Source organism: Actinomycetota bacterium, from assembly GCA_030776725.1.
Classification (GTDB): Bacteria; Actinomycetota; Nitriliruptoria; order Nitriliruptorales; family JAHWKO01; genus JAHWKW01.
In genome coordinates this window covers 1-11989 of the sequence record JALYHG010000155.1, presented here as the reverse complement: position 1 = coordinate 11989, position 11989 = coordinate 1, and the positions used below count along the sequence as shown (strand labels likewise).

11 protein-coding genes are annotated in these 11989 nt (G+C 71.4%); 4 read left to right on the top strand and 7 right to left on the bottom strand.

The features are described from left to right. Both M3N57_07380 and M3N57_07375 read right to left on the bottom strand, forming a co-directional pair. A partial coding sequence (locus M3N57_07380; GenBank protein ID MDP9022504.1) for a metal ABC transporter permease occupies positions 1 to 837 on the bottom strand: 837 nt, incomplete at its 3' end. Between the two features lie 13 nt (positions 838 to 850). Next, positions 851 to 1837: a metal ABC transporter substrate-binding protein gene (locus tag M3N57_07375; protein ID MDP9022503.1), complete on the bottom strand. Its 987-nt coding sequence runs from the start codon at positions 1835 to 1837 to the stop codon at positions 851 to 853. A gap of 132 nt (positions 1838 to 1969) precedes the next feature. Here M3N57_07375 and M3N57_07370 point away from each other — a divergent pair, with 132 nt between their 5' ends. Next, positions 1970 to 2761: an ABC transporter ATP-binding protein gene (locus M3N57_07370; GenBank protein ID MDP9022502.1), complete on the top strand. Its 792-nt coding sequence runs from the start codon at positions 1970 to 1972 to the stop codon at positions 2759 to 2761. An 18-nt stretch (positions 2762 to 2779) separates the two neighbouring features. Beyond that, complete coding sequence (locus M3N57_07365; GenBank protein ID MDP9022501.1) at positions 2780 to 3217, top strand: transcriptional repressor; 438 nt, start codon at positions 2780 to 2782, stop codon at positions 3215 to 3217. Positions 3218 to 3227: 10 nt separating this feature from the next. Here M3N57_07365 and mfd read toward each other — a convergent pair whose 3' ends face one another. Next, complete coding sequence (mfd, locus tag M3N57_07360) at positions 3228 to 6701, bottom strand: transcription-repair coupling factor (GenBank protein ID MDP9022500.1); 3474 nt, start codon at positions 6699 to 6701, stop codon at positions 3228 to 3230. A gap of 71 nt (positions 6702 to 6772) precedes the next feature. On the opposite strand from mfd, the gene M3N57_07355 reads away from it, so the two are divergent. Next, on the top strand, positions 6773 to 6964 hold the full coding sequence (locus M3N57_07355; GenBank protein ID MDP9022499.1) for a hypothetical protein: 192 nt from the start codon (positions 6773 to 6775) through the stop codon (positions 6962 to 6964). 21 nt (positions 6965 to 6985) lie between these two features. On the opposite strand, the gene pth is transcribed toward M3N57_07355, so the two are convergent. The 4 genes from pth to glmU form a co-directional block, all read right to left on the bottom strand. Beyond that, positions 6986 to 7570 (bottom strand): aminoacyl-tRNA hydrolase, encoded by a 585-nt coding sequence (gene pth, locus M3N57_07350; GenBank protein MDP9022498.1) that lies wholly within the window; start codon positions 7568 to 7570, stop codon positions 6986 to 6988. 30 nt (positions 7571 to 7600) lie between these two features. Continuing rightward, the gene (locus M3N57_07345; GenBank protein ID MDP9022497.1) at positions 7601 to 8302 is read right to left on the bottom strand and encodes a 50S ribosomal protein L25/general stress protein Ctc; all 702 of its coding nucleotides are present in this window, start codon (positions 8300 to 8302) and stop codon (positions 7601 to 7603) included. 142 nt (positions 8303 to 8444) lie between these two features. After that, positions 8445 to 9401, bottom strand: coding sequence for a ribose-phosphate diphosphokinase (locus tag M3N57_07340; protein ID MDP9022496.1), 957 nt, complete (start codon positions 9399 to 9401; stop codon positions 8445 to 8447). Positions 9402 to 9517: 116 nt separating this feature from the next. Continuing rightward, positions 9518 to 10924: a bifunctional UDP-N-acetylglucosamine diphosphorylase/glucosamine-1-phosphate N-acetyltransferase GlmU gene (glmU, locus tag M3N57_07335; GenBank protein ID MDP9022495.1), complete on the bottom strand. Its 1407-nt coding sequence runs from the start codon at positions 10922 to 10924 to the stop codon at positions 9518 to 9520. Positions 10925 to 11625: 701 nt separating this feature from the next. On the opposite strand from glmU, the gene M3N57_07330 reads away from it, so the two are divergent. Then, positions 11626 to 11937, top strand: a complete 312-nt coding sequence (locus tag M3N57_07330) for a hypothetical protein (protein ID MDP9022494.1) — start codon at positions 11626 to 11628, stop codon at positions 11935 to 11937. Positions 11938 to 11989: the final 52 nt, after the last annotated feature.

The window sequence follows — 11989 nt, the reverse complement described above, 5'->3', positions numbered from 1 at the left end:
CCGCGCGCCGTCCGGACGCCGCCGGGCGCGACGCACGTCCTGCACGGCCAGCACCACGAAGAACTCCGCGACCGTCACCCCCGCGACGGTGGCGGGTCCGGCCGTGCCCAGGTGGTAGCTGAGCACCAGACCAACCACCACCCCGACCGCGCCGAACCCCATGGCCACCACCATCATCGTCGGGACCCGACGGACGACCAATGCGGCGCTCGCCGGAGGACCGACCAGGAAAGCGAACACCAACAGGACGCCGACCGCCTGGAACGACGCGATGATCGCCACGGTGATCAGGACCAGCAGCGCAGCGTGCGTCAGTCCCGGTCGCATCCCCAGCGCGGCGGCTTTGCGTTCGTTGAACGCCAGCACGATCAACGGCCGGTACAGCACGGCCGAGGCCACCACCACCACCACGGCGGCGACCGCCGTCGCCCGGATGTCGGCGGCCGTCACCGCCAGGATGTCTCCGAACAGGATCACGGTGAGGTCACCGGCGTAGGACCGCGCCTTGCTCGCGATGATCACCCCGAGTGCGAGCATCCCCACGAACAGCAGCCCGATGCCGACGTCCTCGCTGAGCCGGGAGCGGCGGTGCACCAGCTCGATCCCGGCGAGCATCACCGCCGCAGCCACGGCGGCCCCGGCGATCAGGTTCAGCCCGAACAGGTAGGCCACCGTCAGCCCGGGCAGGACGCCGTGCGCGAGTGCGTCGCCCAGGAAGGTCATGCCGCGCATCACCACCCAGGTGCCGACGACCGAGGTCACGACCACCACGACGACGCCGGCGACCAACGCCCGCTGCATGAAGCCGAACGCGAACGGCTCGGTCACCCACTGCACGGCGACTCCCTGGTCACGGTGCGAGCGCGTCGGCGATGCGCTGGGCGTTCGTCGTCATCATGCCCAGGTAGGTCTCCGCGCCCGAACCCGGCCGGCCCAGCGCGTCGGTGTACAGCTCGACGACCGCGACGTCGCCGCCCACCTCCGCACGCAGCGCGTCGATCAGCCGGGCGGAGCCGATCGACTCGGTGAACACCGCGGGGACGCCGGTGGTGCGGATCACCTGCGCGAGGTCGGCCAGCTGGCGCGGGCTGGGCTCGGTCAGCGTGGTCCCGCCGGGGATCACCGTGCCGACCAGCCGGAAGTCGTACCGCGCAGCGAAGTACCCCAAGGACGCATGGTGGGTGATCAGCGTCCGGCGCTCGTCGGGGACCACCGCGAGCGTGTCGACGACGCGCTCGTGGGTCGCCACCACCCGGCTGCGGTAGGACGCGGCGTTGGCGGTCGTGGCCTCGGCCACGTCCGGGGCGGCCTGCGCCAGGTGATCGGCGATCACGGTGACCGCGTCGGCCACACGGACCATGTCCCACCAGAAGTGGGGGTCGAGCGCGCCGTGCCCGTGCCCGTCGGCATCGGCGTCGCCGTCGCGGTCGTGTCGGGGGTCGCGTTCGTCAGCCTCTCGGCGGCTCCCATCGTCGAACGGGATCGGGTCGACGTGCTCGGCGACGCGGACGACAGCCACCCCCTCGCGCTCGGCGGCGTCCAGCTCCGCCAGCAGCCGCTCCTCCAGCTGCAGGCCGTTGGTCACGACCAGGTCCGCTTCGTGCAGCATCTGGAGCTGAGCGGCGGACGGCTCGAAGGCGTGCGGATCGACGCCCGCCCCGATCAGCACGTCGACGCGGCCGGCCTCCCCGACCACGTTGCTGACGATGTCACCCAGGATCGAGGTGGTCGCGACGACGTGCGCGTCGCTGCGGGCGTCGGGATCGGCACCGCCGGTCCGCGCCCCGCACGCGCCGAGCACAGCCACGCCCACGACGACGACAGCGGCGGCCAGCACGCGCCCCACGGTCCCGCCCGCCCCGCGGGGGGCCGACCCTATCCTGGTGCCCAACCAGCGGCCTTCAGACGGTGGGTGCTGACCTTACAACCAGACTAGGAACGGTTCTCGATTCGTGTGGGCACCAGGGACGTGAGCAGCGACCGGTCACCGTCGCGCCGGGCCGCCGACGCTGTCCGCGCCGACGGGCTGGTCGTCACCTACGGCGATCTCGTGGCGCTCGAGGCGGAGCACCTGCAGGTCCCTGCCGGTGTCATCACGGCGGTGATCGGCCCCAACGGGTCGGGGAAGTCCACCCTGCTCGCGGCGATCTCGGGGATCGTCGAACCGGCCGCGGGGACGATCGAGGTGCTGGGCCAGCGGCCCGGCGCGACACGCGGGCGCGTCGCGCACGTGCTGCAGGACACCACCGCGAACGCGGCCGTGCCGCTCACCGTCCGGGAGGTCGTCCGCATGGGTCGGTACGCCCGCCGGGGACCGTTCCGTCCGCTGACGGTGGGCGACCACGGGGCCGTGGACCGGGCCCTGGAGCGGTTGCAGATCAGCGACCTCCAGCGCCGCCACCTCAGCGAGCTGTCGGCAGGCCAGCGCCAACGGGTGTACGTCGCCCAAGGCCTGGCCCAGGAGGCGGAGCTGGTGTTGCTCGACGAGCCGGCCACCGGGCTGGATCTACCGTCACAGGGGCAGATCACCGCGATCATGCGTGAGCTCACCGCGGCCGGCCGGACCGTGATCCATGCGACCCACAGCGTGACCGAGGCAGCCGACGCCGACCACGTCGTGCTGCTGGCCACCCGCGTTGTCGGCTCGGGAGATCCCGTGGAGGTCCTGCAGCCTCACCTGCTTCAGGCCGCCTACGGCGGGCACGTGCACGTGACCACCGACGGGGCGGTGATGATCGACGACCCGCACCACCCGCACTGACGCCAGTAGGCTCCTCGCATGGGCTCCCAGCTGCACCGCACGGTCGAGCAGCGGCTGCGCCGGGCCCGGTCGCGGTACACGCGCGGACGGCGGCAGCTGGTCGATCTCCTGGCGGATGCCGGGCGCCCGGTCACGATCGGAGAGCTCCTCGACCGCGGCAGCGGCCTGTCGCAGAGCTCGGTGTACCGCAACCTGCAGGTCCTCGAGCAGGCTGGAGCGGTGCGGCGCTTGGTCACCGCCACGGATCCGGGCGCCCGGTTCGAGCTGGCCGAGGACCTCACGTCGCACCACCATCATCTGATCTGCAACGTGTGCGGCGGGATCGAGGACCTGCAGCCGTCAGCGCCGATCGAGCGCGCCGTGGCCCGGCTGACCAGTGAACTGGCCGCCGCCGACCGCTTCGCGACCGAGCAGCACCGGCTCGATCTGGTGGGCACCTGCGCCGACTGCCGCTGACCGCCGGCGGTCACCGCCCCGGCGCGCCGAGCACGTCGCGGAGCGTCGCCGCGACCCACGCCACGATGTCGTCGACGTCGGGCGGGAACGGGACCTCGAGCACCTCGGCGGTCGACCGCCACCGTGCCCGCGGGTGCAGCCGCTCCAGGCGCACCTGTTGCGAGTCGGTCAGGTCGACCGGTGACGCGCGCAGCACGCGGCGAGCCGGACCCGCGGTGGCCGCCCCACCCAGCAGGACCACCTCGGTGATCCCCCACCGCCGCAGCGCCGCCTTCAGAGCAGCGGCGTTGAGGAGGCGCTCCGCAGGCGGCGGGAGCCGCCCGAAACGGTCGGCGAGCTCCTCACGGAGCGCCTTGAGCCCGGCAGCGTCACGGACGGCGGCGATGCGCCGGTACAGGTCCAGCCGGAGCTTCTCGTCGGGCACGAAGCCATCGGGCAGGTGTGCATCGACCGGGAGCTCGAGCTTGACCTCGATCTCCTCCTCGATCGGCTGCCCGCTGAGGTCGGCCACCTCGTTCTTGAGCATCTCGGTGTAGGTGTCGAACCCGACCGCCGCGACGTGGCCGGACTGCTCGGCACCGACGACGTTCCCGGCGCCGCGGAGCTCGAGGTCGCGGAGCGCGATCGCCAGTCCCGATCCCAGCCGGGCGTGCTCGCCGACCGTCTGCAGCCGCTGGTAGGCGCTCTCGGTGATCGCCGCACCGTCGGGCGGGAAGAACAGGTACGCGTACCCGCGCTCGGTGGCGCGACCCACCCGTCCGCGGAGCTGGTGCAGCTGGGCCAGGCCCAACAGGTCGGCCCGCTCGATGATCAAGGTGTTGGCGTTGGGCACGTCGAGGCCGGACTCGATGATCGTGGTGCAGAACAGCACGTCGAACTCCCGCTCCCAGAAGCGGACCATGACGCGCTCGAGCTGGTCCTCGGGCATCTGACCGTGCGCCATCTCGACGCGAGCGTCGGGGACGAGCTCGCGTAGCCGTGCGGCGGCCTGGTCGATGGTCGCGACCTGGTTGTGCACGTAGAACACCTGCCCATCGCGGAGCAGCTCCCGGCGGACGGCCAACGCCACTTGCGCGTCGTCGTAGGGGGCGACGACCGTGTGGACGGGCTGGCGGTCCTCGGGTGGCGTCTCGATCACCGACAGGTCACGGATCCCGGAGATGGCCATCTCCAAGGTGCGCGGGATCGGCGTGGCCGACATCGACAGCACGTCGACGCTGGTCCGCAGTTGTTTGAGGCGCTCCTTGTGGCGGACCCCGAAGCGCTGCTCCTCGTCGACGATCACCAGGCCCAGGTCCTTGAAGCGGACGTGTCCGCCCAGCAGGACGTGCGTCCCGATCACCACGTCGATCGTCCCGGCCGCCAGCCCGTCGAGCACCGCCCGGCGCTCCGTGGACGACACGAACCGGCTGAGCATCCGCAGGTCGACCGGGAAACCGGTCAGGCGCTCGCGGAAGGTCTCCAGGTGCTGCTGGGCCAGCAGCGTGGTGGGGACCAGGACGGCAACCTGCTTCCCGTCGAACGCGGCTTTCGCCGCGGCGCGGACCGCCACCTCCGTCTTGCCGAAGCCGACGTCGCCGGTGAGCAGGCGGTCCATCGGCAGTGGCGCCTCCATGTCGCGTTTGATCTCGTCGACCACGACCAGCTGGTCGGTCGTCTCGACGTGTTCGAAGGCGTCCTCGAGTTCGCGCTGCCACGCCCCGTCGGGGGAGAAGGCGGTGCCCGGTGCATGCAGCCGCGCGGTGTACAGGCGGATCAGCTCGGCGGCGACATCGCGGACGGCGCCGCGGACCCGTCGCTTGGCCCGCTCCCACTCAGCGCCGCCCATCCGCATGACCGTGGGCTGGTCGGCGCCGGCGTACCGGGTGATCGCATCCACCTGATCGGAGGGGACGAACAGGGCGTCTCCCTTGGCGTACTCCAGGACGACGTAGTCGCGGGCGGCCAGCGTCCCCGACGGGGTGGGGACCTGGCGGGTCTGCATCCCGCGGTAGCGGCCCACGCCGTGCGTGCGGTGCACCACGTAGTCGCCGGGTTCGAGATCCAGGACCGCCTCGCGTGCGGTTGACCGCGTCCCGAGCCGGCGGCTGGACGCCCGACTGCGGCGGACCCCGAACACGTCGTACTCGCCGAGGACCGCCACGCCGACGTCGGCGCTGAAGAAGCCCTCACGCAGGGGGCTGGCCACGACCTCCGCCCGCCCCGGGTCGTGGTCGGCGACCGCGTCGACCAGCCCGACGGCGACGCCCTCTTCGGCCAGGACCTCCGACAGCCGCTGCGCCGGTCCGTGACCGCCAGCGGTCACCACGACGCGGTGCCCGTCGACGGCGAGCTTCCGGAGGCGGTCGGCGACGGCCGCGGTGTCGCCCCGGAACGACTCCCACGGCTCGGCCTCCAGTGGCGTCGTGGCGCCCGGCCCCGCGCCGAACGGGGTGAGCTCCCACGTGGGGCCGGGTGCGCGGTCGACGAACAAGTCGACGTCGACGTACCCGGCGTCGACCGGCCGGTGACCCGCGGCTGTCTCCCAGGCGACCTCCAGCAGCGCCTCCGCCTCGTCGCGGAGCTTGCTCGCGCGCTCGCGAACCAGGATGGGATCGACGATCGCGACACCGCCGTCCGGGGCGAACTCCGGGAGCAGCTTCGGCCGCGGGTGCAGCAGCGTCACCAGCGACTCCACCCCCTCGAACATCAGCCCGTCGGCGAGCTGGTGCAGGCGATCGGCGATGCTGGGCAAGGCGGTCGCCAGCTGACGGGCGCGTTGTCGGATCTCGGCGTCGACGACCAGCTCACGGGCGGGGTCGATGCGGACGGTGGCGGCCGGTCCCGTCGAGCGCTGATCGCCGACCGCGAACGTACGCAGCGACTCGACGTCGTCGCCCCAGAACTCGATCCGGACGGCCTGCGTCCCGGCCGTGGGGAACACGTCGACGATCCCGCCCCGAACGGCGAACTCCCCCCGCGTCTGGACCTGCTCGACGCGGTCGTAGCCGAGCTCGACCAGCATCTCGATCAACGCATCGAAACCGCGGTAGTGCGCATCGATGGTCAGCGGCGCACGCTCGCCGAGCTTGGGGTCCATCGGTTGCAGTGCCGCGCGGATCGGCGCCACCACCGCCAGCAGCCGGCCCGGGTGCGCGTCGGCGTCCGGGCGGACCAGCCGATCCACGACGGCCAGTCGCTGCCCGACGGTGGCTGGTTGGGGACTCAGCCGCTCGTGGGGCAGCGTCTCCCAGGGCGGGAACACGGCGACGCGGTCGGAGCCGAGGAACGCCGACAGCGCGTCGGTGAGCGTCTCGGCGTCCGAGACGCGGGCTGTGACCACCACGAGGGGGGCGGAGCGTTCGGCCAGGAGCGCCAACAGGTACGGGCGGACCGCCGGACCAGCCACCACGGTGCCCTCACCGAGGACGTCGGCGAGCTGCTGGCGCCCGGGGACCAGCAGGCCCGCGAGCGGACCGCCGGAGACGAGCGTGGGAGGGTGCACGTGCCCATGATGCCGTCGGTGGCCGCCACCAACGAACGCCGACGGGGTCGCGGGCATCGGGTGTTACGTTCGTGACGGGCCGAGACGTCGAGGGCGCGGTGCGACGACTACTGCAGATCGCGGGCGTGCTGATCGTGCTCGCCGTCGTCCTGGCGGTGGTCGGGTTCCTGCTACGGGCGCTGCGCTGGCTGCTGGTGATCGCCGCCGTCATCCTGGTGATCGGGGCGTTGATCGGCTACCGCGCGCAGCGCGGCACATCCTGACGACCGGCGACCGACGACGGGTCACGGCGCCCGCCCGTGGAAGCGGTTCTGAGCTGCCTCGAGCCCGTCGTGGACCAGGATCATGACCGCGTCGCAGGCTTCCTCGAGCGCCACGTCGATCGTCTCGCGTTGGTCGCGCGAGAACGGCCGCAGCACGTAGTCGCGCGGATCCATTCGCCCCGGCGGACGCCCGATGCCGATGCGGACGCGGAGGTAGTCGCGGGTCGCCAGCCGCCGGTCGATGTCGGCGATGCCCCTGTGCCCGCCGGATCCGCCGCCCCGTTTCAACCGGATGGCACCGATGTCCAGGTCGAGGTCGTCGTGGACCGCGACGATGCGCTGGGGCGCGACCTTGAACCAACCGGCGGCACGCTGCACCGGCCCGCCGGACTCGTTCATGTACGACAGCGGCCGGGCGACGACCAGCCGCGCGTCACCGTGACGGCCCTGTGCGACCACGCACCCGACACGACGGTTGCGGGACAGTTGAACGCCGAGCCGGCGCGCCAACGTCTGCACCGCCTCCGCCCCGACGTTGTGGCGGGTGCCGCCGTACTCCGCGTCGGGGTTGCCCAGGCCGACCACCAGCCAGCGGTCGGGGCTCATCCCAGGCCGCTCGACGTCCGCGGTCTCCGATCAGCCCTCTCGGCCGCCTGCCGCCGTCTGCTCCGGCTCGGGTCGCTCGCTCCCGATCGGGGCTTCCTCCTGGCCCTCAGCCAGCGGCGCCTCCTCCGGCTCGAGCGCGGCGGCGGTCTCCGGCTCCTCCTCCTCGGGGGCTTCGATGACGGTCGGGGCGGTGACGGTCACGACCGTGCGGTCTTCTTCGATGTCGAACTCGGCGGCTTCCGGCAGCTCGATGTCCTCCACGCGCAGTACGTCACCGATCACCAGGTCGGCGACCGACAGCGTGAAGGAATCGGGGATGTCCAGTGGCCGCACCCGGAGAGGAACGGTGTGCAGCACGTGGTTGACCACACCCGGTGAGGCGACGTCCTCGAGGCCCTCGAGGTGGATCGGGACCTCGACGCGGATCAGCTGCTGGCGGTGCAAGGCGACGAAGTCGACGTGCAGCACATCTCCGCGGACGGGGTGGCGCTGGACCTCCCGCGCGATGGTCAGGTGCTCGTCGCCGTCGACCTGCAGGCGGATGAGCGCGTTGAGACCAGCGGAGGTGTGCAGCGCGTGGTACAGCTCGCGGGCGTCCACGTGCAGCTTGGTGGGCTCGACGCCACGGCCGTACACAACGGCAGGGACGCGACCGTTGGCCCGGAGTCGTCGCGCCACGGAACGCCCGCTGGCGGTGCGGGTGTCGGCAACCAGCTTCACCTGTTCGGCCATGGTGCTACAACTCCTTCGCCACGATCGTTCGGCGTGGTCGGTCGGACCGGAGGCGGGGGCGGTTCCGACGTGGCCGACGCTACTTGGAGTGAAGAGGCGGCCTTGGACCCAGGCTACCGACGGCGTCGTCGGCGCGGCAACGTCACACGTTCTCGCCGCGGAAGATCTCCGAGACCGATTGGTCCTCGAACACCGCCTTCAACGCCGAGGCGACGATCGGCGCGATCGATAGGACGACCATCTTGTCGAGCCGGCGCTCCGGCGGGATCGGGAGGGTGTTGGTCACCACCAACGTCTCGATCTCCGACGTGTGCAGTCGCTCGGTGGCCGGCCCGGACAGGACTGGGTGGGTGGCGCACGCGATCACCCGCGCCGCGCCGTAGTCCTTGAGGACCCGCGCGGCCTCGGTGATCGTCCCGGCGGTGTCGATCATGTCGTCGACCACCACCGCCACACGGTCGCGGACGTCGCCGACGACCTCGAGGACCTCGGCGATGTTGTGCGCGGTGCGTCGCTTGTGCAGGATCGCGATCGGGGCGTCGAGGTGGCTGGCGAACTTCTCGGCGAGCCGGACGCGCCCCGCGTCCGGGGAGACCACCACCGGCTCGCCGCCGTCGAGTTGGTCGCTGAGCCACCCGGTCAGGAGCGGCAGCGCGGTCAGGTGATCGAACGGGTCGTCGAAGAACCCCTGGATCTGGCCGGTGTGCAGGTCGATCGACATGATGCGGTCCGCACCCGCCGAGATGAACAGGTCGGCCATCAGACGTGCCGAGATCGGCTCGCGTGACAAGGTCTTCTTGTCCGCTCGCGAGTAGCCGTAGAAGGGGATCACCGCACAGATGCGCTTGGCTGACGCGCGCCGCAACGCATCCACCATGATCAGCTGCTCCACGATGTGATCGTTGATCGACATGCCGTCGCGTGCTGCGCCGGTGTGCGACTGGATCACGAAGGCGTCGGCACCCCGAACCGACTCCATGTACCGGCAGTACAGCTCGCCGTTGGCGAAGCGGGACAGCTTCGCCTCGCCGAGCCGCATGCCGAGGTGGTCGGCGACCTCACGGGCGAACTCCGGGTACGACGACCCGGAGAAGATCATCATGCGCTTCTTGGTGACGACTTCCACCGTTCCCTCCGCCTTGGCGGAACGTGCACCCCCGCGTCACCCAGCGTACAAGCGTGCGCTCACCGTCGTGCGCGATCGCGACATGGCGCCTACGGCTCGCGGCCCTCCTCGCGTTCCCGCCGGCGTGCGGCCCAGCCCTCGATGTTGCGTTGCCGCGCCCGCGCGACCCCCAGGGCGTCGGGAGGGACGTCGTTGGTGATGGTCGACCCGGCGCCGGTGACCGCCCCGTCGCCGATCTGCACCGGCGCGATCAGCATCGAATCCGATCCGATGAACGCCCGGTCGCCGATCAGCGTCTCGTACTTGCCGTACCCGTCGTAGTTGACCGTGACCGTCCCCGCGCCGACGTTGACGTCGTCGCCGATGGTGGCGTCACCGACGTAGGACAGGTGCGGCACCTTCGAGCCCTCGCCCACGGCGGAGTTCTTGATCTCGACGAACGTCCCCGCTTTCGCGCCGCGCTCCAGGCGCGTGCCGGGGCGGAGGTACGCGTAGGGACCGACCGACACATCGGGACCGATCGTCGCCGCCACGACGGTGGACTGCTCCACGCGCGCGCCATCGGCGACGTCCGCGTCGACCAGCCTGGTGAACGGTCCCACCGTTGCGCCGTCGCCGACCCGAGTCCCGCCCTGCAGGATGCTCCCGGGCAGCAAGACGGTGTCGCGCCCCACCGTGACGCCGACGTCGACGTAGGTGGTGACCGGGTCCACGACCGTCACGCCCGAGCGCATCAGTTCCTCGAGGCAACGGCGACGCAGGACGGCGGCGGCGGCCGCCAGCTCCACCCGGTCGTTGACACCGCGGACCTCGTCGATGTCGGCCTTGACCGTCCGGACGGTGTGGCCACGTTCCGCCAGGATCCCGACCACGTCGGTCAGGTACTGCTCGCCCTGGACGTTGTCAGCGTCCAGGGCGCCCAGCACATCGGCGAGCGTCTGACGGTCGAAGCGGTACATCCCGGCGTTGACGCGGCGCAGCTCGCGTTGCTCGTCGGTCGCGTCGGTCTCCTCGACGATGCCCACGACGCGACCCGCGTCGTCGTGCAACAGCCGTCCGTACCCGGTGGGGTCGTCGAGCCACACCGACAGCAGCACCGCATCGGTGTCGAGGTCGGCGTCGGCGAGCCGCTCGAGCGTCGAGGGGCGCACCAGCGGGGTGTCGCCGGGCAGCACCAGCACTCGGCGGATCGACGCGTCCAGGGCCGGGAGGGCCTGGCGCGCGGCGTGGCCGGTCCCCCGTTGCTGGTCCTGTGTGACGGTCACCAGACGGGGGAGGTCGGCCGCCTCGGCCTCCTTCGTGACCGCGTCGGCTTGGTGGCCGACCACCACGACGACCTGTCCCAGAGCCAGCGGACGGAGAGCTTCCAGCACGTGGCGCAGCATCGTGCGACCCGTCACCGGGTGCATCACCTTCGCCCGATCGGAGCGGAAGCGGGTGCCGAGGCCGGCGGCGAGGACGACTACGGCGAGATCATCGCGGGTGGGAGAGGTCATGGCGCCTCCATGCGGCGCATCACAGCTGGGAGGCGGGGACTCGAATCCCACGAAAGAGCGTTGCGGCCGAACCCCGCTGGTCGCGGATAGTGGTGCTGCTGACCTGCGGAAGCAAGGTCGTGCTGTCCCCGGCGTTCCTTCCTGTCGCGGACCATACCCGGCCGGTCGGTGTCACGGCGATGTCAGGAGCGGTCGGGGCGGGCAGCTGTCGTGACCGGTTGCAACCCGAACACCTCACACCGACCGAGATCGCGACAACGGTCGTCGGCTCTCGGTGGGCTGGTCCCACTGCGCGCAGCAGGCCGGGGCTTCCATGCGGTCGACGCCGCTCCGACCCTGGTGGCGCCGACGCTCACAGCGCGACAGGCGACGGACCGGAGGTGGTCGATCACGTGGACGCACCGATGGAACGCTTCAGAACGCTCTCATGCGCACCCTCCCCCAGTCCCGATACCTGCGAAGGGTCTGGAGGCCCGGTGAGCGAGACGAGACGGGCGCAGCTCTCCACCGTGCGGGGCTGGGAGGAGGAGCCCGAGCCTGGCGGGCATGAGAACCGCGGTGAGGTGACGCATGTGCTCACTTGGGGCAACCGACGTGCGGCTGTCGACGTCGCTCATCCGTCGGCCGTCCACCTCGCCGTGCGTGGGGGCGGTCACAGCGTCCCGGGGTTCGCCACCGTGATGACTCGGCCGGGACCTTCGTTGAGCGAGTTCCTGCGGGTGGTCGACGAGCTGACCGCGCGGGACGTGCTGCGGCTGTGGGAGCTCGATCACCGCTCGCACGACCGCACGGAGCTGTTCGGCGTCCCGGAGGGCCTCCAGGAGAGCTACCGGACAGCAGCTGGGCTCGATGACAGCTTCGACCCGTTCGGTCTGAGCCTGACGTTGGGTGCCGCGGCCGACGTCGAGGCCGAGCCGTCCTGGGAGGTCGACTTCGACTTCGAGCGGGGACGTTTTGAGCTGCTGGCCTGGGGCCGCGTTCATCTTCGTCGAACACGAGTGCGTCTGCGCTGATGGACAGGGCACGTGCGAGTCCGCCAACGACGGTCGTGATCGAGGACGGAAT

What these genes read in the sequence shown, in the direction of transcription:
- M3N57_07365 (MDP9022501.1), top strand. Translation starts at nt 2,780, where the DNA reads ATGGGCTCCCAGCTGCACCGCACGGTCGAGCAGCGGCTGCGCCGGGCC.
- pth (MDP9022498.1), bottom strand. Translation starts at nt 7,570, where the DNA reads ATGAGCCCCGACCGCTGGCTGGTGGTCGGCCTGGGCAACCCCGACGCG.
- M3N57_07345 (MDP9022497.1), bottom strand. Translation starts at nt 8,302, where the DNA reads ATGGCCGAACAGGTGAAGCTGGTTGCCGACACCCGCACCGCCAGCGGG.
- M3N57_07340 (MDP9022496.1), bottom strand. Translation starts at nt 9,401, where the DNA reads ATGATCTTCTCCGGGTCGTCGTACCCGGAGTTCGCCCGTGAGGTCGCC.
- glmU (MDP9022495.1), bottom strand. Translation starts at nt 10,924, where the DNA reads ATGACCTCTCCCACCCGCGATGATCTCGCCGTAGTCGTCCTCGCCGCC.